The 25,808-nt window shown below is 71.6% G+C and carries 24 protein-coding genes; 5 read left to right on the top strand and 19 right to left on the bottom strand.

Features of this window, described 5'->3' with window-relative positions:
- Nucleotides 1-478: 478 nt before the first annotated feature.
- The 3 genes from AB0442_RS36310 to AB0442_RS36300 all read left to right on the top strand — a co-directional run bounded on the left by AB0442_RS36310 (nucleotide 479) and on the right by AB0442_RS36300 (nucleotide 3,411).
- Entirely contained in the window at nucleotides 479-1,678 is a 1,200-nt protein-coding gene (locus AB0442_RS36310; RefSeq protein WP_366167827.1) for a ParA family protein, read from the top strand.
- Nucleotides 1,675-2,874 (top strand): ParB/RepB/Spo0J family partition protein, encoded by a 1,200-nt coding sequence (locus AB0442_RS36305; protein ID WP_366167826.1) that lies wholly within the window; start codon nucleotides 1,675-1,677, stop codon nucleotides 2,872-2,874. The genes AB0442_RS36310 and AB0442_RS36305 overlap by 4 nt, the downstream gene beginning before the upstream one ends.
- A 366-nt stretch (nucleotides 2,875-3,240) precedes the next feature.
- Entirely contained in the window at nucleotides 3,241-3,411 is a 171-nt protein-coding gene (locus AB0442_RS36300; protein ID WP_366167825.1) for a hypothetical protein, read from the top strand.
- A gap of 30 nt (nucleotides 3,412-3,441) precedes the next feature.
- On the opposite strand, the gene AB0442_RS36295 is transcribed toward AB0442_RS36300, so the two are convergent.
- Nucleotides 3,442-3,912: a hypothetical protein gene (locus tag AB0442_RS36295; protein ID WP_366167824.1), complete on the bottom strand. Its 471-nt coding sequence runs from the start codon at nucleotides 3,910-3,912 to the stop codon at nucleotides 3,442-3,444.
- A 316-nt stretch (nucleotides 3,913-4,228) separates the two neighbouring features.
- Here AB0442_RS36295 and AB0442_RS36290 point away from each other — a divergent pair, with 316 nt between their 5' ends.
- On the top strand, nucleotides 4,229-5,683 hold the full coding sequence (locus AB0442_RS36290) for a DNA sulfur modification protein DndB (protein ID WP_366167823.1): 1,455 nt from the start codon (nucleotides 4,229-4,231) through the stop codon (nucleotides 5,681-5,683).
- Between the two features lie 403 nt (nucleotides 5,684-6,086).
- Here AB0442_RS36290 and AB0442_RS36285 read toward each other — a convergent pair whose 3' ends face one another.
- The 17 genes from AB0442_RS36285 to AB0442_RS36205 all read right to left on the bottom strand — a co-directional run bounded on the left by AB0442_RS36285 (nucleotide 6,087) and on the right by AB0442_RS36205 (nucleotide 23,894).
- Nucleotides 6,087-9,860: a LysM peptidoglycan-binding domain-containing protein gene (locus tag AB0442_RS36285; protein ID WP_366167822.1), complete on the bottom strand. Its 3,774-nt coding sequence runs from the start codon at nucleotides 9,858-9,860 to the stop codon at nucleotides 6,087-6,089.
- A gap of 5 nt (nucleotides 9,861-9,865) precedes the next feature.
- Complete coding sequence (locus AB0442_RS36280) at nucleotides 9,866-10,321, bottom strand: hypothetical protein (protein WP_366167821.1); 456 nt, start codon at nucleotides 10,319-10,321, stop codon at nucleotides 9,866-9,868.
- Nucleotides 10,303-10,746, bottom strand: coding sequence for a TadE/TadG family type IV pilus assembly protein (locus tag AB0442_RS36275; RefSeq protein ID WP_366167820.1), 444 nt, complete (start codon nucleotides 10,744-10,746; stop codon nucleotides 10,303-10,305). Before AB0442_RS36275 ends, AB0442_RS36280 begins: the two co-directional genes overlap by 19 nt.
- Nucleotides 10,743-11,159 carry a TadE/TadG family type IV pilus assembly protein gene (locus tag AB0442_RS36270; RefSeq protein WP_366167819.1) on the bottom strand — a complete coding sequence of 139 codons (417 nt, stop codon included), beginning with the start codon at nucleotides 11,157-11,159 and terminating at the stop codon, nucleotides 10,743-10,745. The genes AB0442_RS36275 and AB0442_RS36270 overlap by 4 nt, the downstream gene beginning before the upstream one ends.
- Before the next feature lie 139 nt (nucleotides 11,160-11,298).
- Nucleotides 11,299-11,535 (bottom strand): hypothetical protein, encoded by a 237-nt coding sequence (locus tag AB0442_RS36265; RefSeq protein WP_366167818.1) that lies wholly within the window; start codon nucleotides 11,533-11,535, stop codon nucleotides 11,299-11,301.
- A 25-nt stretch (nucleotides 11,536-11,560) separates the two neighbouring features.
- Nucleotides 11,561-12,448 (bottom strand): hypothetical protein, encoded by an 888-nt coding sequence (locus AB0442_RS36260; protein WP_366167817.1) that lies wholly within the window; start codon nucleotides 12,446-12,448, stop codon nucleotides 11,561-11,563.
- Nucleotides 12,445-13,356 carry a type II secretion system F family protein gene (locus tag AB0442_RS36255; protein WP_366167816.1) on the bottom strand — a complete coding sequence of 304 codons (912 nt, stop codon included), beginning with the start codon at nucleotides 13,354-13,356 and terminating at the stop codon, nucleotides 12,445-12,447. The genes AB0442_RS36260 and AB0442_RS36255 overlap by 4 nt, the downstream gene beginning before the upstream one ends.
- Nucleotide 13,357: 1 nt before the next feature.
- Nucleotides 13,358-14,797 carry a CpaF/VirB11 family protein gene (locus tag AB0442_RS36250; protein WP_366167815.1) on the bottom strand — a complete coding sequence of 480 codons (1,440 nt, stop codon included), beginning with the start codon at nucleotides 14,795-14,797 and terminating at the stop codon, nucleotides 13,358-13,360.
- A 130-nt stretch (nucleotides 14,798-14,927) separates the two neighbouring features.
- Nucleotides 14,928-15,752 carry a hypothetical protein gene (locus tag AB0442_RS36245; RefSeq protein WP_366167814.1) on the bottom strand — a complete coding sequence of 275 codons (825 nt, stop codon included), beginning with the start codon at nucleotides 15,750-15,752 and terminating at the stop codon, nucleotides 14,928-14,930.
- Between the two features lie 2 nt (nucleotides 15,753-15,754).
- Complete coding sequence (locus AB0442_RS36240; RefSeq protein WP_366167813.1) at nucleotides 15,755-16,324, bottom strand: SAF domain-containing protein; 570 nt, start codon at nucleotides 16,322-16,324, stop codon at nucleotides 15,755-15,757.
- Nucleotides 16,325-16,466: 142 nt separating this feature from the next.
- Nucleotides 16,467-17,399, bottom strand: a complete 933-nt coding sequence (locus tag AB0442_RS36235; protein WP_366167812.1) for an ATP/GTP-binding protein — start codon at nucleotides 17,397-17,399, stop codon at nucleotides 16,467-16,469.
- Entirely contained in the window at nucleotides 17,393-17,965 is a 573-nt protein-coding gene (locus tag AB0442_RS36230) for a hypothetical protein (protein WP_366167811.1), read from the bottom strand. The genes AB0442_RS36235 and AB0442_RS36230 overlap by 7 nt, the downstream gene beginning before the upstream one ends.
- Nucleotides 17,966-18,297: 332 nt before the next feature.
- Nucleotides 18,298-19,845 carry a helix-turn-helix domain-containing protein gene (locus AB0442_RS36225; protein WP_366167810.1) on the bottom strand — a complete coding sequence of 516 codons (1,548 nt, stop codon included), beginning with the start codon at nucleotides 19,843-19,845 and terminating at the stop codon, nucleotides 18,298-18,300.
- 95 nt (nucleotides 19,846-19,940) lie between these two features.
- Entirely contained in the window at nucleotides 19,941-20,297 is a 357-nt protein-coding gene (locus AB0442_RS36220) for a hypothetical protein (RefSeq protein WP_366167809.1), read from the bottom strand.
- Nucleotides 20,298-20,321: 24 nt separating this feature from the next.
- The gene (locus AB0442_RS36215; protein ID WP_366167808.1) at nucleotides 20,322-21,260 is read right to left on the bottom strand and encodes a replication-relaxation family protein; all 939 of its coding nucleotides are present in this window, start codon (nucleotides 21,258-21,260) and stop codon (nucleotides 20,322-20,324) included.
- A 13-nt stretch (nucleotides 21,261-21,273) separates the two neighbouring features.
- Entirely contained in the window at nucleotides 21,274-23,439 is a 2,166-nt protein-coding gene (locus AB0442_RS36210; protein ID WP_366167807.1) for an ATP/GTP-binding protein, read from the bottom strand.
- Between the two features lie 8 nt (nucleotides 23,440-23,447).
- Entirely contained in the window at nucleotides 23,448-23,894 is a 447-nt protein-coding gene (locus AB0442_RS36205) for a hypothetical protein (RefSeq protein ID WP_366167806.1), read from the bottom strand.
- Nucleotides 23,895-24,167: 273 nt separating this feature from the next.
- On the opposite strand from AB0442_RS36205, the gene AB0442_RS36200 reads away from it, so the two are divergent.
- Nucleotides 24,168-24,395, top strand: a complete 228-nt coding sequence (locus AB0442_RS36200) for a hypothetical protein (protein ID WP_366167805.1) — start codon at nucleotides 24,168-24,170, stop codon at nucleotides 24,393-24,395.
- Between the two features lie 39 nt (nucleotides 24,396-24,434).
- Here the strand turns inward: AB0442_RS36200 and AB0442_RS36195 are convergent, their stop codons facing one another.
- Nucleotides 24,435-25,613 (bottom strand): DUF6236 family protein, encoded by a 1,179-nt coding sequence (locus AB0442_RS36195; RefSeq protein ID WP_366167804.1) that lies wholly within the window; start codon nucleotides 25,611-25,613, stop codon nucleotides 24,435-24,437.
- Between the last annotated feature and the right edge of the window lie 195 nt (nucleotides 25,614-25,808).

Genomic DNA, 25,808 nt, shown 5'->3' with positions numbered 1-25,808 from the left:
CGATGCGACAACACCCCACGAGCCCACTCCGACCTCATGGCTCATGATCATCCACGACGCCCCCCACACTCCCCGTCTATCGCGCACCAAGTTGTTAGGGCGAGGCGCAGGGCTGGGCGAAGGCAGGTCGAGAGCCGTCCGAGTAAACGGCGTTTACATCGCCGACTCGTCCACGTTGCCGCTGCCGCGGCAGCGGCTGTGAGAGTGCGACAAATGATGCTCGCCAGCCGGGCGCCCCCCGCGGGACGGTTCCTGGCGGCTGCCCGGGCCGTGCCTCGCCGCATCAGGTTAGGTTCCGAGTGTGGATGCATCTGTGGGCCGGGCCTGCACAACTGCACGCCGGACCGTTGACGATTCCTAAGGTTATGACTGATTTGTCTATCTTCAAGTAAGCGTCGTTTACACCTCGAAGCGCATCTGACGCCCAAACACGCACCCAGATGCTTCCAAATCGAAGCGGCGCCACTATGGTGACGTCATGGCATCTCCATACTCCGATGGCGCTCGGGAAAAGGTTGCATCCAAGCTTCCGGCTTCCCTCCGCCAGGAACTCAAGACCCGGGCAGCCCAGCTCGGCATCGACATGCAGGACGCAGTCACCGAGGCCGTCGAGCAATGGCGTGCCCGCCCCGCCGGCGACAACCCCACCATCGACACCGCTGGTGCCGAGAGCTGGAACACCTGGCTCCCCGCCGGCCTGTACGACGCCTTCAAGGCCGACTGCACCATGCGGGACATCTCCTTCGTCCAGGGACTCGCCCAGGCAGTCCGCGTCTGGATCGACTCCCACGGTGTGGCTCTCAGCGAACTGACGATCCCCCAGTACACGCGACGCATCGTCGTCTGCAACCAGAAGGGCGGGGTCGGCAAGACCACCGTCGCCGGAGGCGTCGGCCAGGCCATAGCGCTCGGACTCCCCGGAACCAAGGGCGCCTCCAAGAAGCCCGCTCTGCCCGGCCTGCGAACCCTTCTCGTCGACTACGACCCGCAGGGCCACCTCACCTCCCAGCTCGGCGTCAAGCAGGTCCCGCCCGGCGAGGAAAGCCTCGTGACGCACATGGTCGAGCGCGACCGCGTCGCCAGCTCGCTCCTGGACCAGGTCGTGCCCATCGCACCTGACCACTTCGACGGACGCCTGTTCCTGTTGCCCTCCAGCTTCGACGCCTTCCTGCTGGACTCCCGCCTCGGATCCATCCGGGGACCCCGCGAGGCCAGCCTCCAGCGCGCCCTCGCTCCGCTCGAGGAGCACTTCGACATCATCGTCATCGACGCACCGCCCAACCTCGGCCTCGCCATGGACGCCGGCCTCTACTACGGCCACCGCCGCAAGAACGAGCCCAAGGGCGCCTCCGGCGTGCTTATCCCCGTCGAAGCCGAGGACTCCTCCGCCGACGCCTACGCCATGCTCGACAGCCAGATCCGCACCGTCAGCCTCGACTACGAAGTCGAGATCGACCGCCTCGGCCTGGTCGTCAACAAGTTCGACAAGCGCAAGGGCTACGTCGCGACGCACTCCCTCGAGAGCTGGCAGTCCCTCGGCACGCCGCCCGTCGTCGCCGTCGTACCCGACCTCAAGGAGCAGCGGGAGGCCGTCCACGTCAAGCAGCCGCTCCTGATGTACGCACCCACATCAATCCAGGCGCAGCGCATGCGCGAGATCCGAAGGGGGATCGGATGAGCATCGCGAAGAAGCTGGCCGGCGGGGGAGGGGCATTTGGCGCCCTCGCCCAGGGCGACGCACGCGGTCATGACGAAGTCGTCGCACGTAGCGAGGCCCTCGACGCGACCGGCCGGGTCCGCCGTGCGTCGTCTGCACCGGTGTCATCCATCGTCTTCAACCCGCTGAACCCGCGGAAGACGATGGCGCCCGAGACGATCGAGGAACTCGCCGAAAGTCTCAGCCGCCAGCAGATCGTCCCGATCACCGTGGTGAGCCGCGTCGCCTTCCTCGACGCACACCCGGACCAGGCCGCGGCGATCGGCGACGCCGACTTCGTCGCGCTCGACGGCAACCGGCGGCTCATGGCCGCCCGACACGCCGGCCTTCAGACCCTGCGGGTCGACCTCAACGACGAACTCGTCGACAGCGCCTCCGACATGGTCGAAGCCGCACTCATCGCCAACGCCCACCGCGAGGACGTCTCACCGCTCGAGGAAGCCCAGGCCATCGAGCAGCTCCTCACGACGGTGTACGACGGCAACCAGGCGGCGGTTGCCCGCAAGCTCGGCAAGTCCCGCGCCTGGGTCGGGCAGCGCCTGGCCCTGCTGCACCTGGCTCCTGAGCTTCAGGAGCAGGCCAGCAGCGGAGAGCTCGCGATCGAGGAGGCCCGGAAGATCGGTGCCGAGGCGAGGGCCGGGAAGCTGACTGCCGCCGAGCAGCTTGCTAAGGCCGATGCCGCCAAGGAAGCGGCGCGGGCGAAGGAGCAGGCAAAAGCCGCGACCAAGGCCGGCACCCGGCCCGCCGGACTGCCGCACCCTGCAGCACCTGACAACGCGGTACACCCTGCTCCCTCCGGACAGCAGGCACCCGCCGTGCATCACTCTGCGGAACCCGCTCCTGAAGCCCACGCCCCCGCAGCCAGCAGCACGGCGTTGCCGACAGCTACCGGCATCACGCCTGACAGCCTGGGGGTCGCCGCGCAGACGATCCTCGCGACCGCTGTACCCGAGCAGCGCGAAGCCGATCAGACCGGACAGCCGAGCATCGTGAACGTGACCTTCGACCCGTCCGACTTCATCGAGGCAGCGCACACCATCCGCTCCGCGATGGACCTGCGCGAGGCCGTCAACGTCACCTCCGCGCTCCTTGCCCTCCTCCAGCGCGAACCCGGCTTCGGGGAGATCATTCAGGAGATCCGATCGAGGACCTCCTGATGCCGACCGCCAGATGCGGACAGGTGCACGGACGGAATGAGGCCTGGGGTGTAAACGCCGTTTACACCCCAGGCCTCGCCTGTCGGCGGGACCTTTCGTCCGGGGGAGTGGAGAGGCGCCCCGGACGGCAGCCGTCTGCAGCCGATCTGGGCGTTAGGGGCTGGTACCGGCCGAGGTCGACGGCAGCATTCGAACCTCAGAGACGCTCAGGGAGTTCGTCGGAACGTCTCTTCGCCGGATGTGACTGCGCGGGGTCAGTCTGAGCAGCAGTCAACTCATGTTCCCTAGGCATGATTCTGGCTCGTCGAGGAACTGCCGCAGCGATGGAGGGGCGGCCCGTCGCCCGCAGTCGACGCGATCTTGAAAATGGCGGCGCCCGGCCTGACCGCGGAGGACTGGGACGTGGTTGCCGCACCTCCGTACCGTCCGGGGCAGGTCGGCGAGATGGTCTATGTCGCCCTGCTCGAGATCCCCGACCTGCACAGCACGCCGAGCGGGGAGGGCCTTGGCATTGGAGCGGCCGGCCCCGAGGCGTAGCTCCACCGGCGCCACAGCGATGTCGTCCTTCTAGCCGCCGATCTGCAGGTGGGTCTGCCGTGCCGTGACCAGCGACCGCCATCTGGTGTGCCCGGTCTCTTCTGTGTCGAGCCAGCGGACGGCCGTCGGGGTGGCGGGGTGCTGGCCGGCCATGAAATGGGCGAGGTCGGCATAGCGGGCGTAGTCGCCGCCGCGGGCGAGGTCACGCAGGCGGGCCTGGGCGGCCGCGTGGGCAGCATCGCCGCCGTGGCCGGCGTGGTGGAAGGCGGCGGCGAGCTCGAGCGCGGCCTGCGCGGTGGTGATGCCGGCGGTGGCGGTCTCGGTGCGCAAGACCTGGATGCGGCCGTCGATGCCGTCCAGGCCCGCGTCGCGGACGATGGCCGCGGTGCGGACGGTCAGGGCGGTCGCGCGCAGGTCGAGGCCGGTCAGGAGCTTCGGCGTCGCTGACGAGATGGGTTTCGACCACCCTGAGGTCGGCCAAGGTGAGGCCAAAGCCGCCACGGAGTGATCTTGAAGCGCGGTGGCGCCGGGAGCAGCTGCTGCGGTCCGCGACAGAGGAGCTGCTGGCGGCCGTCGCGCGCCATCACGACGGCGGCGCGGGCCGCCGTGGTCGCGAGGATCGAACACCAGAAAAATAGGCCAGGCTAATTTTTGATTGGGTTTTTAGTTTTCGCTGAAAAATAGTCAGCACCCTGTTGGGTCGGGTAGCGTGGCGCACACCACACGCAGTCGGCCCGGCGGCAATGGGCTCTGGACAAGCACGCCGCCGGGCCGACCCGACCGCGGACACGCATGCCCGCAGGAAGAGGCTATCGCCTTGACGTTCGCTACCCCGAGCCTTGACGAGCTGAGCGCCATGCTCGGCAAGGCCCCCATCCGCTTCGAGCGGGTCGGCCTCATGTCGAGCGCCGGCAAGTTGCAGAAGATCGTATGGTCCGAGCCGATGCCCATGCTCGCCGAGCTGTGGAACTTCAAGTCACTGCTGACCCGCAGCGACTACGACCTGAACGACACCAGCGACCCCGGGCAGCGGGACATCTCCGAGTCTCAGATCAAGAAGATCGCCGAGGGCATCCGCACGTCCGACCGTCCCTACCTGGGCACCCTGGTGGTCGGCATGGACCCCGACTCCGAGTTCGTGGACATCCAGAAGCTCGGTGAGGTCATGCCGGGTGTGTTCCTCGTGAAGATCACCGTCCGCGAGGGGGCGCCCACCATCTGGTCGGTCGATGGCCAGCACCGCGAGTTCGCCATCGACCGGGTCTGGGCGGCGGTGAAGGACGCCACCGAGGGAGACACCCTGGTGGTCCGCCGGTACATCGAGCAGTCCGCGGTGGAGATGACCATGTTGCTGGAGGGGGACCGCGACATCCTCTCCACGCTCTTCATCAAGATGGCGTCCACCAAGCCGATCTCGCCCTCGCTGATCGCCGTCATGGACAAGGCGAGCATCCAGAACCGCCTCGGTCAGTACGTGATCAAGAACGCGAAGCTGTGCGAGGGCCGGACTAGCTACCTGGCCGACGCCGCGCACAAGAAGAAGGCCGCCGAGAACGGCAGCACCTTCGAGCGGCTCTACCCGGCGGCTGCGGTTCGCTCGGCCGCCGCCGCCATCGCGGGTGTCGGCGTGCGCGACCGCACCCCCGACGCCCGTGAGACGCACCTGGAGGCCGTCGTCAAGCGATGGACGGCGGTGGACGGCTCCGGTGACAAGGCACTGGAGGCGATCGGCGACGAGGTGGTAGAGATCCTGGACTACGCATTCGAGCGTGTGCCCGGCTGGCGCGAGATGTCCGAGGGCACCCTGACCGTCGGCGAGTTCCGCAAGCGCTACCTGCACTCCGCGGCGGCCGGCCTGCACGTCATCTCCAACACCATCGCGGCGGCCCGGATCGCCGGCGTTTCCCCGCGCACGGCGGTGGACGCGCTGGCCGGGATCCCGTGGGGGCGCAAGGACCTCAAGACGACCGGCGGGGAAGACGGCACCAAGACCGTCGCGTCGCACCTGTTCTTCGAGGGCACCCTGGCCAAGACGGGCTTCGACGTGCGGGCCCGTGAGGAGGAGCGCCAGTGGATCGCCAGCGCATCCGGGGCGACTCGCGCGGGCTATGAGGCCGCCATCAACCGAGTGCTGCAGCACATCGCCCAGGAACACCCGGAGCTCAAGGCCATCGCGTCCGACGAGACGTTTACCGAGCTCGGTCTGATCGCCCGCAAGCGCGGTCCCGGCCGACCGAAGAAGACCGCCAAGGCCACCACCGTCACCGAGTAGTCCGGCAGCGCGGAGGCCCTCGTTCCTTCGGGAAGCGGGGGCTTTCGTCATACCCGGCCCAGACGGACCGGGCTATTCCCTGCCTGCCGTGCTCGCCCTTGGCTGAGCGCCCCCACACGGCACCGCCCTGTCCGGCCGGGGCTGGCGCCAGTCCCGCCCCCGGGTAAGCCGGGGCCCCTGCTGCGGGGGGTTGCGGCAGGGGCCTGGCGGTGCTTGCGAGGGGCTGCTGGCCGGTCGTGGCGCCCCCGAAGACGCCCGGCAGCCGGGACGGACGGTCGAGATCCGTGCCCGGGCGGTCCCTGGCAGGCGGGCCGACTGCGCGTCCGCGCCAGCCGGGGCGTTCACGATAGCGATAGCTGCGAGCTGCGGGAATCCCCTGCAGGAGGCTGTTCCTGTGCGGTTGTCAGCGCCTGACGGGGGTGCGGGGCAGCAGCTGTTGGAGCAGGACGGTGGTCTCTGTGTCCATGTCGATGTCGCCGAGTTTGTGGTTGATGGCGGCGAGGCGGGCGGCGCAGGCACGCAGGGCCTGGGTGTCGCCGGCGGCGTGGTGGGCGCGGAAGAGGCAGCGGTGGAGGAGCTCGTTCTCCTCGGCGGCGAGCAGGCCGCGCTGGGCCGCCCACAGTGCGCCGGGGATGTCGCGGGCTTGCAGGCGGCGGGTGGACAGCTCGTGTGCGGCGTGGGTGATCTCGGAGACCATGCCCTGGATCGCGGGTTCGGCCCAGGTGTAGCGGCCGGGATCGATGCCGGTGAAGGGCCGGCCGCGGACGAGGGCGAGGGCGCGGCGCAGTGCGAGGTCGCCGTCCTCGCTCGGGTCGGCGAGGCCGGTGCGGGCGTGGTGCTGGAAGGTGTGCCAGTCGCAGTCGACGGTGGGGGACAGGCGGTAGCGGCTGTCGTTGGTGTCCTGGACGCGGGGGAGGTGGGCGGTGCCGTTGGGGGCGGTGCCGAGCCAGGTGCGGGCGCGGCTGATGGCGGCGTTGCGGACTTGCTTGCTGACCATCTGGCCTGGCCACAGGGCGGCGTCGATGTGGTGGTGGTCGACGCCGGGGTTGAGGGCGAGGTAGGCGACGAGTTCGGTGGCGGTGCGGCGGCGGTTGGATTCGATGCGGCCGGTGGCGCCTTCGACGGCGATGGGGCCGAGCAGCAGGACGGCCGGCCCTTCGGTGGTGCTGGTGCCTGCGGGCATGTTGCCGGGGGTGGGCCGGGGGATCGCCGGAGCGACCGGAGCGACCGGAGCAGCAGGGGTGACCGGCGCTGCTGGAGCGACGGGCTTGACGAGTCGTGACAGCGCGGGCGGCGGCGGGACGGGCCGCAGGGTCCCGGGTGGGGCGCCCTGCGGGGCGGTGTCCACCAGGCCGTCTTCGGCGAGGATGTCTGCGAGGGTGGGGCCCGGCGCAGGTTCTGCGGCCGTGCTGTCCGCCTCGGCTGCCGGTTCGCTGAACGTCTCGGGGATGAGTGGGCTGTCCTCCAGTTGTGCTTCGAGTTCGGCGTACTCGGTGGGCAGGCCGTCCTCCTCGCCCGGGGCGGCGACCGACCCGTTGCCGTCCGGCACGGTCGCACTGTCCTGGTCCTCGGGCGTGGGGCCGGGCGCCGTCTCAAGACCGGTGCCGTCCGGGTCGTGGGCGTCGGCGGGGCCGGAACCCGGCACGGTGCCGCCCACCGGGCGGTCGGCCGGCTCGGTTTGGGTGTCGGTGATCCAGGCGGGCGCGGCGACGGAGTCGGTGCGCGCTGCGGTGGTCAGGAGGCAGACGGCGTCGGTGTAGTGCTCGTCGGCCAGTCCCTGCAGGTGCACGGCCAGCTGGGAGCCGGGCAGGACGACCGCTTCGCCCGGCGCGGGGCAGGCCAGGGTCCAGCCGCCCGCTGTGGTGCTGCCGGTGTCCGGGGCGTCGAGGACGGTGACGACGGCGGCCGCCGTGCGGGGCTCGGCGAGAGCGGTGGCGAGCAGTTCGCGTTCGTCGTCGGCCGGCAGGGACTGGGCCAGCACGATGCGCGGGGTCCAGCAGTCGCCCGCTGTGCCGTGCAGGCGGGCCTGGCGCAGGTGGGCTGTGCCGAGCGCGGCCAGGGCCTTGTGCTGGCTGGCGGTGTGGGCGGCCAGGGCGGCCACGGCGGCGGCCGCGTCGTCGATCCTGTCGACGCGGTCGGGCACCGCGTTCTCGAGACCTGTCGCGCTGTCGCCGGTCACGGTGATTTCCAGGTGGCCGGGGCCGGGAGTGGTGGCCAGCTCGATGGCGACGGCCTGCAGGACTTGCCGGGCGGTGGTCCGGTTCCCGGTCAGGCGCAGCGCGCCGACGTGCTCGAGGTCGAGCAGGACGAGGTTCTTGCCGGTGTCCCAGCCGATCGAGACCAGCGCCGGGTAGGGGGTGTCGGTGTCGGCGAGGGCGTCGTCGTCGGCCAGGTCGGTGCTGGATGCGGGGCAGGTCCACAGCCGGCTGCCGCTGCCCGCGGTGAACGGGCGCATCGCGGGTTCGTCGCCGGCGACGTGCAGGTCGATGCGGGAGGCGTGCAGGACGACAGCCTCCAGCGCGGGCAGGTCCCGGCCGTCGGCGGCGAGGTTGCGGGCCAGGGTGCGCAGCGCCCGGTCCAGCAGGTCGAGGCCGTCGGGCTGTTCGGCTGCGCGCAGGGACTGTTCGGTGGCGGCGGCGCGGCCGGTGGGCAGCGGGATGTGTCGGCCGGCGGGTAGGCGGCGCTGCTGGAGGCGGCGGCGCAGGGCGACGGCGCCGAGGAGGGCGGCGGCCAGGGAGCCGGCGCCGAGCCATAGCGAGACCGGTGACAGGTCCATGGACCCGGCGGGACTCGCCTCGGCCGCCTGGCTGTCGCCGGCGGCGGGCGCGGCGGGGACTGTGTGGGGGCCGGGTGTGGTGGCAGGGGCTGCGGTCGCGGGGGCGGGCGTGACAGGCGCCGAAGTTGCAGGAGCGGAGGGGACAGTGGGCACTGTCGGTTGGGCGGGGGCCGGAAGCGCGGGCGCGGGTGCGGCGGGCGTGCCGGGGAGGACGAGGTCCTGGCCGGGGTAGATGAGGTCGGGGTCGGTGAGGCGGTGTCCGTCAGGTCGCCGTGCGTCCTTGTTCGCGTTGAAAATGTCCGGCCAGCGGTCGCCGTCGCCGTACGCGGCTTCGGCGATGGACGAGAGGCTGTCACCGGCGTGCACGGTCACGTGCCGCTCCGCGGCCTTGCTGTCGCGGGCGGGGGAGGCCTGGGGCGTGGCCGTGTGGGCGTCGGTCGGCAGGTTGAGGACGGTGCCCTGAGCCAAGGGGTGGTTTGCGGCCGTGACTCCGGGGACGCCGGGGTTGAGGGCCGCGATGTCGGCCCAGCGCTGCCCGTCGCCGAGGGCGGCCACGGCGATGTCCCACAGTGTTTCGGTGCCGGAGGCGACCGTGTGGGTCGGCCACGCCTTGCCGCTGTCCGTCCCGGCTGCGGCCGCGGGTGCCGCGGGGGCGGCTGCTGCGGTGCTCGGAACGGGTGTGGTTCCGGTGGCGTCGTCGGGCAGCAGAAGCACCCAGCCGGGCTGGAGGACGTCCGCGTCGAACACGGTGCCGTCGGTCATGGTCCGGTGCTTGTTCAGCTGGGCGATGTCGCGCCAGCGGGTGCCGTCGCCGAGGTGCTGCTGGGCGATGTCCCACAGGCTGTCGCGGCTTTGGACGGTGTACCGCGGGTGGCGGCTCTCGTCCTCGTTACCGGGCTGCGCCTGGGGCTGGGCGGTGGACGAGGTGGTGTCGGAGGCCGGTGCCGCGGCCGGGGTGGCCGTGGCGGTGGCGGCGATCAGGGGGCGGGCGGTGGTGGCGGCGTGGGCGGGGGTGGGGGCGGCGAGGGCGCTGGTGGTGGGCAGGGCGACGAGGACGGCGCCGACCAGGACTGCGGCGAGGCGCTGGGGTGCGCCGAGGGCGGGCAGCCGGATGTGGCGGCCGGTCAGCTGGGCGGGGATCTCGGCCAGGACGCACAGCGCGAAGGACGCCCAGCCGGCCCAGCCTGCGGCGACGAGGCAGGCGATGAGCGGGGTGGCGACGCCCTGCTGCGGGGTGAGCAGCGACGCCAGGTCGGCGGTGCTCACCCCGTGGGGCAGGAGGGTGGTGGTGAACAGCCACAGTAGGGCGGGCAGGCCGGCGAGGAGGGCGAGCAGCGCGGCTAGGGCGAGGACTGCGCGCAGGGCGGCGCCCAGGCGTCGGGCGAGGCGGGGGGCAGACATGGGGCTCAGCCTTCCGGTGCGGTGACGCCGTGGAGGAGTTCGGCGCTGGCGTGTCCCTCGGCGGTGAGTGAGGTGATGCCGATGACCTGGAGGAACAGGGTCTTGTGGGTGACGGTGGCGTCGACCTGGATGCTGTGCCCGTCGGTGCCGGCCCGGGCGGTGCCGCGCACATGGGCGTGCTGCAGGTAGTCCTGGGCGGCGGCCGCGGCGCGGCCGGGGTCGAGGACGACGCCCTGGCCGGGGATGGCCTTCGTCGGGTCGACGGCCTGGGCGCCGGCGCGGGCGGCTTCGGCGCACATAGCGTCGGCGGCCTCGACGGCGCGGAGCTTGGAGCCGAGGTCGACGACCATGCCGGTGAGGATGAGGACGCCGGCGATCAGGGTGACCCACCACAGGGTGATGGCACCCCGGTCTGGGGCGTCGGTATCGGTGCGGTGGTGCATCAGCTGCGGGCCCTCCACCGGTCGATGACGGAGGTGAAGGTCGCACTCATGTGCTTGCTTCCGACGGGCAGACCGAGTCCGGTGAGGTCGAGGTCGCAGGCGACGGTGGCGGTGACCGCCCCGTAGGTGCCGAGCGGCGCGCTGAAGCCGGAGGTGTCGACGCGGACGTCGACCCCGCCGCAGTGCAGACGCTGGTCGGCCATGGTCTGCGCGGCCGCGGCGCGGGCCCGCTCGGAGGCCTCGCTGGGCGTGCGGGCGAGTGAGGCCTCGCGGGCGGCATCGGCGGCCGCGGCGTCCACGGCGTTGCCCGCCATGATGATCCGCCCGCCGACCATCAGCAGGGCGAGCAGGACGATCCCGACGGGCACCCACAGGGTGAACTCGATCGCGATGCTGCCCCGGTCCCCCTCGTAGGGCTCGGGGCGGGCGGTGGGGGCCGTCACGGGGTGGTCCACCTCTCGACGGGGCCGCTGGCGCTCTCCGTGACGGTGGGCTGCCAGCCGAGCAGGGCAGGGGCCTTGGCCCGCACGGTGATGCGCGCCTGGGTGGCGCTGCTGCCGGAGGTGCTGATCTGGGGGGAGTTGAGGGTGCCGGAGAAGCGGTCGGCGACCTGCCGGGCCCGGTCGACGCCCGCATCGGGCCCGGCCCCGTAGCCGCGGGCGGCGGCTATCCCTTCCCGGGCCGCGGTCTGGGCGGCCTGTTTGGCCAGGTAGATGCAGCCGGCCTGGACGACCATGAGCAGCAGCAGGAGCGCCGCGGGAAAGCAGATCAGCATCTGCAGGTTGGCGTCGCCGGTATCGCGCCCTCGGCGGCATGCCCGCCGGCGGGCGCGGGCGAGGAGCACGCGCACCGTCATCTGCCGCTATCCGTGCAGCGGGTGCAGGCAGATGAAGACCAGGATTGCCGCGATGTCGATGATGGCCGCGATCCAAACGATGGGGGAGAGATGGGGCATGGCGGGTCTTCCTTTCTGTGCGCGTCAGGGCAGGACTGGGTTACAGCCCCTTGAGGTCATTCAGGTGCTTGTCGGCGAGGGCCTTGAACGCGGCAAGGGCGGCGACCGCGAAGACCACGGAGCCGACGATCCACATGACGGTCGGGATGTTGATCTCGCCGCTGTCGGGGGCGTCGCGGTGGGCGCGGGCGCGCTCCAGCACGTGGTGGGCGGTGCGGTCGGCGAGCTGGCGGGCGGTGACGGCCAGGCGCAGCGCGATGTCGGCGGGGCGGTTCACAGGATCGGGTTCCTTCCGGGAGGGGTCAGATGAACAGGACGCGGATCATGGCGGGGAAGGCGAAGAAGACCATGAGGACCATGGAGAGCAGGGTGAGCGGGACGGCGGTGCTCTCGGTGGCGGCGTTCGCGCGGGCCTGTTCCGCGGCGGCGAGTTCGCTGCCGATGCTGTCGGCCCGGGCACGCAGGGTGTCGTAGATGGCGGCGCCGTCGCGGCCGGACATGCTGACGATGTCGGCGATGTCCTCCATGGCGGGGACGCCGATCTGCCGGCCGAGGGTCCGCAGGCCGTCCCACGGCGGTTCGCGGTCCAGGCGGGCGCGCAGCAGGGCCTCCTGGATGCGGCGGAACGCCCAGCCGTCGCCGATCTCGGCGGGCCGCTCGAGGGAGTCCTGTGCGCCGGCGTCGGAGAGGCGTTCCATGGCGGCGAGTTCCATGTAGGCGGCGACCGCGGACATGGCCTCCTCGCGGGCGCGTTTGGCCCGGTCGCGCAGGGCGAGGTCGGGCAGGAACCAGCCGCCGGCAGCGACGAGCGGCCCGGCGGCGGCGGGCAGGGTGAAGCCGAGGTCCCAGCCGCCGAGGACGAGGATCGCGACGATCAGGGAGGGCAGCAGCAGGCCGCCGACGGCTAGGGCTGCCTTGGTGGCCACGAACTCGCCCGGGCTCTGGCCGGTGAGGTCGAGGTTCTGCAGGGGAAGGCGCAGGTGGGCGGCGAAGCGCTCGGCGGCGGCCTGGCCGGCCCGCTCCCACCACGGCACGTCGTCGCCGGTGCGGTCGGTGCGGGGCGCGGGTTCGGTGCCTTCGATGCGCTGCAGGGCGGCGCCGAGGTCGGGCGGGGCGGGGACGAGTTCGCGCAGCAGCAGGGCGACGCCGATGCCGAGGACGGCGCCGGCCAGGACGGCGTAGGGGCTCACCGGTCGGCCTCCCTGGTGCGCGTGGTGTCGGAGGCGGGGCGGGGGCCGGCGCCTGCGGTGGTGGGGGCGTCCTGCAGGAAGCCGGGCAGGGGCCGGGTGGTGCCGAGCCGGTTGATCCACACGAACAGCCCGGCCACGGCGGCCAGCAGTGCGAGCAGGACGACCATGCCGATCGGTGTGTTGTAGGGGGCGATGTAGGAGCGGTTGAACGAGAAGCCGATGATCACGCTTGCGGTGATGATGGAGATCCAGCGGGCATTGGAGCGGTACTTGGCCCGGTCCGCCTCCACGTCCTGGCGGCGGCGCACCACGTCGGCGGTCCGCGCGCCGAGGTCGGACAGCACCTGGGCCAGGCCCGGGCCGCGGTCGCGGATGCGCAGCGCCAAGGCGGCGGCGACCAGGTCGGCGCGGGGGTCGCCCAGGTCCCGGGCGAAGGCCTTCAGCGCGTCGCGGGCGTCCCAGCGGGCCTGCAGCCGGGCGGCGAGGTCGGCGACCTCCCGGGCGATCGGCTCGGGCACGGTGCGCAGCGAGGCGGCGATGGCCTCCTCGATGCCGATGCCGACGCGCACCAGGTCGCCCAGGCGCTTGGTCCACTGGGCGAGCGCGTCCAGGCGCTCGATCTGCTCGGCGGCGGCCTTGTTCGGGGTGATCAGCCAGGGCAGGAAGATGACGGCGCAGGTGACGACCACCGCGGACGGCAGCCAGCCCGTGACCAGCCAGGTTCCGGCGAACGCGGCGACGGACGCGGCCGCGTGGATGCGGCCGCGGCGCCGGGCACGCGGCGCGACGGCGGGCCCGGGCCGCCGTCCCGGCCGGGGCGGGCGGGTGGTGCCGCGGATCCCGGCAACCACACCGACCATGCCGAGGAGCAGGCACACGCCGGCGAACGCGGCAATCAGCACACCCACGTCACACCACCGTCCGCACGGTTGCCAGCGGCGCGGGCCAGGCCCCGGCCGCGGCCGTGAGCCAGGCCGCGTCCAGGCCGGCCGCCTCCAATTCCGGCAGGCAGGACGGCAGCACACCGGTCGGCACCGCCCGCGCCTCGCCCGCCGCGGGGGCGAAGATCCGGTTGTAGGCGGGGTGGCCGCCCCGCTCGCCGGCGCCGGTCACCTCCAGGACGTGCTGCACGAACCGGTGCCGGCCGCCGCCCGCGGCGGTCTCGTCGACCATCCGGATGTGCACCACCAAATCCAGCGCGTTCGCGGCCATCAGATACGCCAGTTCCTGTGTCATCCCGGCACTGCCGTGCTCCAGGCACAGCTGCGCGATACGGGCGAAGATCGCATCCGGCTTGCGGACGTGGATGGTGCACAGCGAACCGCCCTCACCGCCGGACATCGCCTGCAGCATCGGCACGATCTCCGAGGAACGGACCTCACCGACGATCATCCGGCGCAGGTTCATGCGCAGCGCCGGCGGGATCAGGTCGGCAATGGTGATCTGCCCGATCTCCCGGCCGTCCGGCCCCCGCTCGCCGTTGCCCTCGCGGGCCTCCATCGGCACGACCTGCTGCAGGTGCCCGATCTTGTGCAGGTACAGCTCCGACTCGGTCTCGAAGGTGCCCAGCCGCTCGTTCGGGTCGATCTCCCGGGCCAGGGCGAGCATCATCGTCGTCTTCCCGACGCCCTGCGTCCCAGTGATCATGATGTTCTTGCCGGCCAGCATCGCCGCGCGCAGGAACGCCAGCAGCGCATGGCTGACGGTGCCCTTGGCAACCAGGTCCTCCAACGTGATGTCACGCACCCGCTGCCGACGGATCGTCACATACGGACGCGGCGTCACCTGCGTCATGACCTGCATGCGGTACCCGCCGTCCAGGGCGAGCGCCAGCAGCGGGTTCGCGTTCGACAGGGACCGCTCCCCCTGCCCGTGCCGGCGCGCCAGGTGCTGCAGGAACTCCACCAGCTCGGCGTCGCTGTCGGCGACCGGCTCCACCCGGCGCCTGGGCGCGTTGGCGTAGTCCGCCCACACCTCGTCGCAGCCGTGGATCATCAAGTTCTCCAGCTCCGGGTCGTCCAGGTACGGCTGCAGACGACCCAAGCGGAACTGCGCGTCGAACACGGCCTGCACCAGCGACTGCTCGTCCTCGCCAGTCGGCGACACCTGGTGCGCCCGCGCGTAGTCCTGCGCCCACCGGGCGACCAGGTCGTTCAGCAGGGACCGGCCCAGCTGCTGGGCGTCCGCATCGGGCATCTCGGTGCCGTGCAGCTCCTTGTAGGCCTGGAACTCCGGGGCGAGCCGGTCCGCGAGCACCCGGCGCAGCTCCCGCACCGTGCCCCACGACCAGAACGCCACCCGCCCACCGGCGGGCCGCGCCGCCACCGGGCCCAGCTGCGGGCCGGGCACGGGTGCGCCGCCGACGGCCGCCGGAGCGGCCGGAGCCGGGACTGCCGTTGGCGCCGGGAAAGCCGTCGGGGACGCCGACGCACCGGGGCCGGGCATCACCGGTGTGAACCCGGCACCCGGGTACAGGGGCCTACCGCGCACTGCCACGAGCGGTCACCTCCCCGGCGGGCGTCTGCAGCGCCGCCTGGCGGGCCGCGGCCACCTGCTGCAGCTGCGCGCCCATCGCGGCCGCCTGCCGCAGCAGCGGCGAGCGGGAGAACGCCTTCCCGCCGTCCCCGCCGTGCGCCAGGATCCGCGCGGCCTTCTCGTCGTACGGCAGCCGGGCCAGCACCGGCAGCCCGAGGTACTGCACCAGGTCCCGCTCCGCATACGGGCCCTCGTCGATCAGCACCAGGCCGATGCCCTGCCCGGCCCGGGCCGCCGCCATCTCCTGCAGCGCCTCGATCCGCGGACGGGCCGCCGCCGCCGCACGCAGCGTGCCGCGCACCACCACCGCCACCACGTCCGCCGCAGCCGCCAGCGCGCCCGAGGCCCCGTACGCGCCCGACCGGCCCAGGTCCAGCAGCACGTCGCAGCCCGCGCTGCGGTGCCACGCCCCGAACAACGTCGCCAGGCGCGGCCACGTCTGCTGCATGCCGGCCGCCTGCGCCGGGCTCTTCAACCCGGGCAGCAGCAGCCGGTCCGCGGCCGCATCCGGCACCGACAGGTTGATCAGCTGCTCCCACAGGCCCTCTTCCAGGCGGCCGAGCCGGTCGGCGACCTGCAGATTGGCCAGGGAGTGTGGTCCTGGTACGCGGCCCTCGAGATAGCCGGCGACCACGGACCCGCCGTCCGGGTCGCACTCGGCCAGGAGCACGCGGCGCCCCGGCTGCAGGGGCCAGGTCAGCAGGCCGGCCAGTGCGGTGGTGGTCACTCCGGGGCCGCCGGAGGCGCCGACGAGCGCGATCACGGACATGCTCAGCCCTCCGCGGGCAGCAGCAGGAACGACACCTCGCCGCGGGCTGCCCACCTGGCCAGCGTCGAGCCGCTGCCGGAAGCGACCGCGACATCGACGACGACGTCGCCGGAGTTCGAGGGCTTCCCGACACGGACGACCGTGGCGGAGATGTTCGCCTCCTGGGCGGCGGGCGTTCCCTGGGCGGATGCCGCGAGGTCCTTGGCCGCGTGCACCAGCTGCACCTTCTGGCCTGTTGTCAGGGCACTGGCGGGGATGCGGTCCTGCGCCAGCGGCACGGGGACCAGCTGTTGCCCGGCGGCGACCAGCGGGCCCGACGTCAGCGACTTCTCCGTCAGCAGACTGCCGGCGGGCAGTGCCGACACCGCCCGCTTGCCGATCACCTTCTTCGCGTCCTGCGCGGGGATCGACTTGAGCACCGGGTCGGAGGCGATCCGCGCCTCGACCAGGTCCGCCGCCGTGATCTCCGAACCCGGCGCAACGTCCCGGGCGAGCGCGAGAACACCGGCGCGCTGCCCGGTCGCCACATACAGGTAGGCGCCGGACAGCGATCCGACGGCGATCAGCGCCACGGACACGGCGATCATCGCCGGACGGCGCCGGCGCACCGGCAGCTGCCGCACCGGCGGCGACGCCGGAACGGCCATCTGGGACGGTCCGGCAGGACCGCCGGGCTGCGGCGGGCGGGGGAGAGTGGTGCTCATCGTGCCCTTCTCACTGGGACTTGACGACGGCCTGCGCCTCACCGATGGCCACATCGGCGGCAGAGGTACGGGTGAGGGTGAACTGGCCGGTGCGGCCCGCCCCGGTCCAGTCGACGACCCACGTCGTGACCGCGGTGACGTGGAACTTGCCGTGCGGCTGTGACGCCGACGTCGACGTGTAGGTGTGGCCGCAGTCCGGCGACGACGCCCCGCCGTAGGAGGGCTGGTAGGGCGTGCCGGCCGACGTGCACGTGACGGTGCGGCCGTCACCCATCGACCAGTCGATCTTTGAAGCGTGGGCGGTCGCGGTGACCGTCACTGCCCCGGCCGAGGCACTAGCGGTGTTCGGGCCCCACGTCGTCGGCGACACCGACGTCCACATCCACACCGGCATGCCGACCAGACCGGTCCGGCCCGGCTCCGGCGCCATCCCGATCTGCGGCCCGACCAGCAGCATCCGGTCCGCGGCCTGCCGCGCCAGCGCACCCAGGTCGACGCCACCGCCGAATCCGGGCGGCGGATTCTGCAACCACTGGTTAGGCGCCGGAGTCAAGGCGCCGCCGGTTCCACGGCAGGTCACCTCGTAGACAGCTCCGTCACCGGGCTGATGTCCGGCCCAGTCCGGATCCCCAGCCGGGGGCTGGGGATCGCGCTGCTGCCAGTAGCAGCCGTCGGAGGTGTTGAACCAGCCGAGGGCTGAGTCGTGGCAGGGCCACTCGTGGCCGTTCCATACACACTTCGGCTCACCGGCGGTGCCGCCACCGGAGCCGCCAGAACCCCCGGCGGAATTGCCCGGAGGCTGGCCGGGATCCTCGGCGTCCAGACAGATAGAGGAGTCGCATGTTGTCACGCCGCCGTCAGCCTTCGCACTGCTTGTGCAGAGCGGAAAGACGACTCCCGAGGCTGCCAGAACGCACAGCAAGCGCAGCCGATGGCTCAGCAAGGCTGGTCCTGGTGCCGGGTGACGTCAGTCATCTGCCAGTCCGTGCCGACCGTGCGAGCGTTGTAGACCGCGATGTATCGCAGCCGGTTGGTGACCTTCTTGGGCTGGCCGGTCTTCTTGTCCACCGGCTTCCAATCCGTAACGTCCAGGCAGTCACGGATCGTCGCGGTCTTCGGAGAACTCTTCACATCGATGGACTCGACCTGGGCAGTGTGCTTTGGAGCTCCGAGAAAGGTGACACCGCGATCCCGGAAGTTCACGATGCTGATCCGCACGTCACCCGCGGCTTTGCCAGTGGAGTACTTTTCCAGGTCCGTTCCGTCCGCACTGCCCTGCGCGAGCGCCTTGACCTGCTCGTCCCAGAAGTGTGTGTAGGCGTCGAGGACAGCGGCGCGATCGGCCGCATCGCTCGGAGACGGGGACGCTGTCGGGGACGGACTAGAGCTAGGCGGCGGCGACACCTTGGTCTTGCCACTCCCGCAGGCAGTGAGCAGACCGGCGGCGAGCAGACCCGTGGTGAGGCCGGCCAGGACGCGCGAGGAGCGAGCGGCCTTCAGATGGTGCACGGTGATTCCCCCTGTCGTAGCGGCCCTGGCGGGTGGCCGAAAGGGCCGGTTCTTCCGCTGCGTCTAACCGGCCGGCGTGCTCGGCCGTCACCCCCCACCCCCAGTACCGTGGCGAAAGCCTCGGTCAACCGGCAGCGCAGGGAGGACAACTGACGTCGCCCCATGCGCCACAGTGATCACACTACGAGAGATCCGGCCAAATTCCCACCAACTGTGGTTCGGTGCTCACGCTTGGCGATTTCGGGCATTCGCATTTCAGGCATATGGGGCGTCCACTTCAAATGTGACGATCAATCAGATCATGTTGCCCGGCACGCTGGGGGTTCCGTTCGTCAAGCCGCGGCCTCCCGGGCACGGCGTCGGGCGGCCAGCATCTCCCGGAGCGCGATCCCGTCTGCAGGATCGTCTCTGGCCGTCACCGGCACCGGTGCCGCTCGCGGTGGGCGCAGTGCAGCGGCGTTGTCGGGGTACGGACCGCCACCGGCCTTGGTGGATTCGCAGGCCGCACTGGTTCGCCCGCCCCGGTTCTCGAGTCCGGCTGCGACGTGGGCGGCGTCTGCACCGGGTCGTCGGCGGGACTCGCGGCGTAGTGCGTGCCGGTGCTGGGCGCCCTCGAGGTGGTACGCGCAAGTCGTGCAGAGGCCGCCGAGGACCAGGTCGGTGCCGGATTCGCAGCCAGCCAGGTGGCAGCCGCGGCGCTTGACGCCGCGGTGGACCAGCCAGGCGTAGGGGTCGCGGACCTCCTGCGGGGCGTCCAGGGCGGCGCGGCGCAGCAGACGGTCGGCGACCCGCTGGACGTCGCCGTCGACCTCGCGGATCGCCCGGCCGATGGCCCGGGCGGCCTCGCGCTGCTGCCAGCGGCTCATCCGTGCGACGAGGTCCGGCACCAGCCGCAGCACCTGGTGGATCTCGGCGCTGACCGTCAATGGCGGCAGGGTGCTGTGTTCGGGGGCGGGGGCGGTCTTTCGCGGGTCCGGCGAAGCCGCAGGGCGGGACGGCGCACCGGCGGCCACGGCATCGACGGGCTGGCTTCCAGCGAGAGCCTCGCGCGGTACGGACGTTGCGGCTTCGCCGGAACCGCAGCCACCCTCGGTGCTGCGCCTGTTCAAAAGATCATGTTCAAGCGATCTTGTTTGTGTCACCGGAACGAGGGGGGTGGCTGTCACCGAATCGAGGGGGGACCCTGTCACTGATCCGAGGGGGGTCGAGCCGGTGTCCTCGGCGTCGAACAGGGCAATCTGACCTTCGCAGACGGCCACGCCGACGTCGTCGTCCGTGTCTCGGTCGGGCTGCTCCTGGGCCTGGCTGCCGGTGTTCTGGGCGCTCTGCCGGGGCTGGGGGAACAGTGCCGACTGGGTGGCGACGCCGCGGAGCGGCTGCGGGTGGACGGTGTACCGGCAGGCGCGGCCGGTGTCGCCCTCGCGGCTGATCCAGCCCTCGGCGAGCAGCTCGGCCACTCCGGCCCGGGCGGTCTCCACCGACAGTGCGCACCGCTCGGCGACCAGGCGCACGGGGGTCTCCTCGCCCAGGTGCTGGCGCAGGGACAGGAACGCGTAGACCTTGAACCGGCTGCCCGGGATCTTGGCCAGGGCGTGGGTGGAGACACACACCGCCAGGGCGTCGGCAGGGAACGGCCGGATGCGCCGGTCCATGGTGCCGCGCTTCGCGTTGAACTCGGAGGCGAGCAGGCCGTCCTGCTCGGCCTTGCCCAGCAGCCGGTTGACGCCGCCCCGGGACAGGCCGAGCTTGTCGGCGATCGTCCGGTCAGAGGCGAAGCACACGCCCGTCGCGCGAGCGTAGTCCGCCACGGTCGCCAGCACCCGGATGTAGTCGCCCGTCCTGGAGCGCCGCGCGAGGACCGAGGCCGGGAAACGGGTCACCAGCGGCCGCACCGCGCCACCCGGAGCCCCGTCGGGCGCGCTCCGGGGAGCCGGGACGGCCGGCGGGGCAGGGTGTGCGGGCATAGCGGTGGCGGTCACCGGCCGCCGCCAGCAACAGGTCCCGGCGGGGCGCCAGCGGGAGTGCGCGGTACCGGGAGGACGGGGGCGGGGGCGGCGAGGAGGTCCTCGACGGTGCCGCGGCCGCCGGACTGCACGGCCCAGCCCTCGAGCAGGTCGCGGACGATCGCACCGGCCACCGCCCGGTACTCCTCGGGCTCCAGCTGGCCGCGGACGAGCGCGGCCGCCGTCCGCGTGTGGCAGTACGACTCCAGCAGCGCGCCGATCAGCGGCGAGAACGAGGACGGCAGCAGACCGAGGTCAGCGCAGGCCGGCCGGACAGCGGACCGGGCCCGGACCGGAGCAGCAGGCCGTGCGGGGGTACGTCGGAACATGGATGTGCCCTTTCTGCCGGAAGGTCAGGCCGCAGCGGCGGCGGAAGTGCGCAGCCAGGCGTCGACCGGCTCGGCGGCGCCCAGGACGGGGGTGAAGATCGGCGCGAACGGCCCCCGGTCACGCAGCTGGTCGAGCGTGGTGACGCCGGCACGCAGCTGCTGCGCCACCAGCAGAGGGTCGCCTGCGGCCAGCGCCCGAAGGTCGGCGATCCGCTGTTCCAACCGGGCGGGCGCGGCGCCGGTGAAGACCAGCAGCAGCCGGGGGAACGTCGGGTAGCGGCTTCGCCAGGCCGGCGTCGTGCTGCGCCGCCCTGTCGGGCGACCTCGTCCGCCAGACGGGGCCGGAACATAGCGGTGGTAGCTGGCGTAGGCGTGCAGCTTGTGGGCGACGCGAGCGACGTTCATGGTGGCCCGGTCGATCTCGACGAAGAACGTGAGCAGGGTCCGACTGCGGCGGTCGGCGTGGACGTAGTGCAGAACGGCGTCCGGAACCAGGACAAGTTCCTCACTAGGGCGGCTGCTATCGCGGTAGTAGTGCGCGATCTCCGGTGCCCAGTCCAGCGGGCCGCAGTCGTGGCCGGCGGCACGAGCCCAGGAGGTGAAGGCGATGCCGGTCTCGACGGTGGCGAGAGTGTGTTCCTGCAAGGGGCCTTCGGCGATTTCCCTGCTCATCCGGTACGGACGGTCGGGAAGCAGACCGGCCGCCTCGACGGATTCGGCGCCCTTGGGCGTCAACCACCACTGGTTGTCCTTGCGGCCGTTGGCGCGTCGGATGACGAAGTCCGCCATGCCTGCGTCGCGAAGCGTATGCAGCTGGCGGCGCAGATACTCGGCTGTGGTGTGGTGCGGGGTCAGCAGCTGGTGAAGCTGGGCGGTCGAGACGAGCCTGTGCTGGTAGAGGACGGTCATGGCCTGCTGGGCGAGCGGTCCTGCGCCCTGGGGCGCGTCGGTCAGGTAGGGCACGCAGGTCTCCTGTTCAGTCGAAGCGGCTGACGGGATCGCCGTCGTCACCGTGGTCCGGGCGGGGCTGAGGCTTTGGCTGTCCGAGGTGGTGGGCGAGGACGGTGTCGTCCAGGTCCTCGAGCTCGGTGAGGATGGCGCCGACGGTGCGCCTGCTGAGGTTGGCGTTGATGGCCTCGTCGAGGTCGGCGATACCGTCGGGGTTGTCGTAGTGCGCGAAGACCTGGTCGACGGGCAGACCGCGGACCCGGAAGGGGGTAGTGCGCCGGCCGTCCAGGTTGATCGACATCACGTAGTGGTACTTGGGCAGCTCAGTGACGGTCTCCGGGGTGACGCGGCCATTCCAGCGACGGGCGACGAACGCGGCCTCGTCGTAGTCGGCAGCGCAGGTCGACAGCATGGACTGGTTCTGCAGCAACGCCTGGCGCGTGACGGCCGACAGGCGCAGTGCCATCTGTGTCATGCCGATGAACCGCACCTCGTACTTGCGCAGCTGCTCGGCGATCGCCGCCAGGAACCCCTTGCTGGAGGAATCCAACGCAGTCAGCTCATCGCCCCACGCGAAGAATGTGGCGCGGTCGTCGCGGTGAGTGTCCTGGCGGGACAGGCCAGCGCGGTGCAGATCGTGGATGAGAAGGCACGACACCAGCGCGTCAGCCTCCGACCCGGACGGGCACACGAACACCACCCGGCTCTCGTCCATCGCGCGGCGCACGTCGTAGCCCGACGTCGGCGAGCCGAAGAACGCCTGCAAGGAGCGGCTGGTGTCGAGCCGGTCCACGGCGTAGGTGACCGTCGGCACCGCGTCCCGGGCCATGGCCGGGAACGTCGTCTCCCAGTAGTCCCGCACCCGGCGGGGCAGCTTCGGCAGCAGCGCGGATCGCCAGTCCTCGTCGGTGAGCCAGCTGCGGATCTGGAACAGCGTGCACTGGGCGTCGTGGTGGCCGGCGGCGACGGCCTGCAAGTTCAGAAGGGCCAGCGACTGGGCGGTGCGGGCAAGAATGGCCCGCGCCCTGGGCGCGCTCTCGCCCCAGTCCTGGGCGGCCGCGATACCCTCCACCACCGAGCGCACCACGTCCTGGACGTCCTCGAGACTGCGGCCCTCCATCGACAGCGGGTTCCACGACACCACCGGCTGGTCGTCGGCGGCCTTCGCCAGGTTCACCTCCCATACCCGGTCGGCGATGTGCGGATGCGCCAGGTAGGGCTTGGCCCGCGCCCACGCCTCACCGTGCGGGTCGAGGAACCACGTGCCGTACCCGCAGTGCGCCAGTGCGATTGCCTGCACCAGCCCGGCCTCTGTCTTGCCGTGGCCCGACTTGCCGAGCGCCAGCCCGAACAACAGGTCTTGCACCCGAGCTGCGCCGATCCGCTCCACCCCGTCCGGGTAGACCACCGCGCCCAGCGGCACGAGGTCCCGCTGCCCCGTGTACACCGGCAGGTTCGCCGGCGCCGGAGGCACCAGACCGCCGCTGCGCACCACGGACGGCGCTTGGCAGCGGGCGGTCGGCGGCTTCAGGAACCCGGCCAGCTCCGGCACGGTCAGCCACTGCCTGTGCCGGGGAGCGAACTCCCCGGTGTCGAAGCGGCGGTCGAACGCTGCGATGGCCCGTCGGCTTCGCGGCCGGATCGCCTTCAGATAGTTGTCGCCACCGGTCACCGCGAACGCGGCCAGCAACTGGTTCATCCGTGCCAGGGCTGCCTGCGGGTGCCTGGCCTGGGTGCGCAGCAGCAGCTGCGCCGAGAACACCGTCCCGGACCCCGGCTCGAACTTCCCCACCGCGTCGCGCACGTCCGTCATCCGCGGCAGCCGTCCGCTCCCGCCCTTGCCCCCGCGGGCGCCGCCCGACCAGGCCGACGAGAACGACTCCGCCAGCCCCGCCCCCAGCACGCCGGTCAGCCTCTCCCCGTACGCCGTCGGCCCCAGCCGCCGCGATCGGGCGATCAGCCGCCGGCGCCGCCGTGCCAGCCGGCGTTCCGGCACCGGCACCAGGTCCAGCACCGCGTCCGCCCGCTCGCCCTCCTCGCTGCGCACTCCGGCCATGGCGGCCGCGACCTGCTGCAGCGGATCCGGAGCCAGACCCAGCGATGCCAGTGGCCGGTGGTCCGCCAGGGCCAGCACCAGCTCTACCCGCTCCACGTACCGCGGTTCCTTCGCGCCCTGGGCCTTGGCCAGGTCCACCGCCGCGCTCACTGCTGCACCCCACGCTGGGCGGGCAGTGTGAAGCGCACCGGCTCGATGTGGTTCTCGGAGCGGGCGGCACGGACTTCGACCTCGGCGAAGCCCGGCATGCCAAGCACCGACGCGGCGTGCTCGGGGCCCTCCAGATAGCAGCGCATCAGACCGCCCTGCACGCTCCTGTACCGCAACCGCACGGCCGCCCCCCGGTTGGGCACCGATGCGGCCGCGTGCCTGACCCGCGCGAGGTGGTGGCCGAAGCGGCGGACCTCGCCTTCGGACGGGTCGAACGTGGCGGTGGGCACCAGCTCCACCGCAGCGCGGTTGCCCAGCGCGGCCCGGGCTCGGCGGAGTCGGCAACGGAAGGCCCACAGCCAGGCGCCACCGCCCGCGGCCGTGGCTGCGCCGAGATAGGGGCCAGACTGCAGGGCCAGGGTTGCGGTGTCGGCCGTGTTCACCAGCACCCCCCGGCAGACGAGGGGTGGACGAGGTCGTGGTGCATCAAGGCCTCCGGCGTGGTCGGGTGACGTTCCTTCACCCCGCCCAAGTCGTGCCGGAAGGCCGATCCAGACACCACCCCTCAATCCTTTGCTGATTCTTTACCTTCGATGGATGTCTGTCCCCGCGCCGGCGCGTGCCCGGACGAGCATCCGCGAACGTTCCACCTGCGGTGCGCCCGTCTGCGATCATCAATCCGTCTCTGAGCGAGCGACACGAACTGAGGTAGCACCATGGCGTGGGTCTATGCCGAACTGGCCAAGGAAGCAGCCAAGCGCGGCGGCCCTGTTGCGCTTCGGTACTTCTACCGCGGACAGGGCGTCATCATCGGCGGCGCCCTCACCGGCGGCGCTATCGCCGGGACCGTGGCCTATGACAAGTGGAGCAAGCGTCGTGCTGCTGCCGCTGCTGAGCCGGTGGGCGAGAGCACCACAGAGGCGCCAGCAGGCGGCGACGCCTAGGAGACCCGGTACGAGCCCTCGGCGTGTTCGGTGTGGCGGTCAGATCCCTACGCCTGCGGTGCGTGCGACAACCCGGCCCGCGCGCTTGAGCACCGTCGCCGGCTTCAACTCCTTCTCCACGCGCAGCAGGTAGCCCGCGGGAGACGAGGCCACCAGAGTGTCACGCTCGCGAGCGGCGGCCTGGCGAGTGGCCAGGGCAGTGAACGCGATGCCGGTACCGACCGCCGTGGTGGTTCCGCCCAGCAGCCAGGCGAGCCCGGCTCCCGTTACGGACACCTCCGGTTTGATCGTGAGCGTGGTGAATACGGTGTTCAGCTTCAGGCCATTCATCGCCTTGCGCAGCGATTCGAGGGGCTGGGCCAGGTGGAGGTCGAACGCTCCCTGGAGGTGCAATTCGAAGGCAGACCGGTCGGTGACCTCCTGGGTGGCCCCGACCACGTCGGCAGTCGCCGCCTCGACCGCCGCAGAGAAGGCGACGAACTCGTCGGCGTACTGCGTCCTCAACTGAACGACCTTCTCCGCAGGGACATGGCGCAGATCGGCCGGAAGGACACACCGAACAGCCATCATCGCCAGCCTGGCCTGCGCCGTCTCCCGGCCGACCATTGGCGCCGTGCGGCCCAGGAGCGTGTCGGCGATGCGCTCGGCCGTCCAATCACCAGTTGCGGTGTAGGCCTCCAACTGGTCGGTGACCGGTGCGAACGCCGTCCGGCGCGCCAGTTCCTCGGTGATCGCGCACTTGTAGGCCCACGCCAAGGCCGGGTCCACGACTACCCACGACACCTGCTGGTTCCCAACCATCTGGCGCCAGTCCCGGTAGGAGAGCCCGGCCTCCTTCAGCGCATCCTCCAGCTCTCCGGGTACCTCCTCGGGATACAGACCGGTCAAGTCCAGGGTCGTCGGAGAAAGCCTCGGGGCCGACTGCCAGCGCGAGGTGAACCGGCGGTCTTCCACAGCAAATCGAGCACGCAGCGCCTCAGCGTTGTCCCGGACTGCCGCGATGAACGCCGGTGCAACCGCCTCGACAGCCGGCCGGGGGTCGGTATCGATGAGGAATCCCGAGCCCTGGTTGAGCTCCCTGACGACCTCGCGGTCTCGCACGGGGAATCCGGCCGGCACCACGCGGGCCAGGTTGCGCCAGTACAGCGCCGCAGCCTTCGCCCACGACTCGTCCCGCAGGTGCACATACGGGTAGTAGAGCCCGGTCTGCAGTGCCATTGATCGTCTTCCTCTCCCCCAGCCGACCAGAATGTTAGGCGAGCACGCCTCCTCCATCTCCGGGAATGAGGGCAACTCGGCTGGAAATAGTCAGCTCTGACCTCGATCGTTCACGCGCGCGCGCCGGCATGAGGGGTTCGGCTGGGCTGTCCGGTTCCTGATGATTCGTCCTGCGGTGTGATGCTCGCTGGTCAG

The organism is Kitasatospora sp. NPDC085895 (genome assembly GCF_040702125.1).
Taxonomy (GTDB): domain Bacteria; phylum Actinomycetota; class Actinomycetes; order Streptomycetales; family Streptomycetaceae; genus Kitasatospora; species Kitasatospora arboriphila.
Note: the sequence above shows the minus strand (reverse complement) of the source record. Positions and strands in the feature narration are given on the sequence as shown.

Excerpts from the sequence above, each read along its gene's own strand:
- AB0442_RS36310 (WP_366167827.1), top strand. The coding sequence starts at position 479 with ATGGCATCTCCATACTCCGATGGCGCTCGGGAAAAGGTTGCATCCAAG.
- AB0442_RS36300 (WP_366167825.1), top strand. The coding sequence starts at position 3,241 with ATGGCGGCGCCCGGCCTGACCGCGGAGGACTGGGACGTGGTTGCCGCA.
- AB0442_RS36200 (WP_366167805.1), top strand. The coding sequence starts at position 24,168 with ATGGCGTGGGTCTATGCCGAACTGGCCAAGGAAGCAGCCAAGCGCGGC.
- AB0442_RS36195 (WP_366167804.1), bottom strand. The coding sequence starts at position 25,613 with ATGGCACTGCAGACCGGGCTCTACTACCCGTATGTGCACCTGCGGGAC.
- AB0442_RS36245 (WP_366167814.1), bottom strand. The coding sequence starts at position 15,752 with ATGTCCGTGATCGCGCTCGTCGGCGCCTCCGGCGGCCCCGGAGTGACC.
- AB0442_RS36285 (WP_366167822.1), bottom strand. The coding sequence starts at position 9,860 with ATGTCTGCCCCCCGCCTCGCCCGACGCCTGGGCGCCGCCCTGCGCGCA.
- AB0442_RS36220 (WP_366167809.1), bottom strand. The coding sequence starts at position 20,297 with ATGTTCCGACGTACCCCCGCACGGCCTGCTGCTCCGGTCCGGGCCCGG.
- AB0442_RS36305 (WP_366167826.1), top strand. The coding sequence starts at position 1,675 with ATGAGCATCGCGAAGAAGCTGGCCGGCGGGGGAGGGGCATTTGGCGCC.
- AB0442_RS36270 (WP_366167819.1), bottom strand. The coding sequence starts at position 11,159 with ATGACGGTGCGCGTGCTCCTCGCCCGCGCCCGCCGGCGGGCATGCCGC.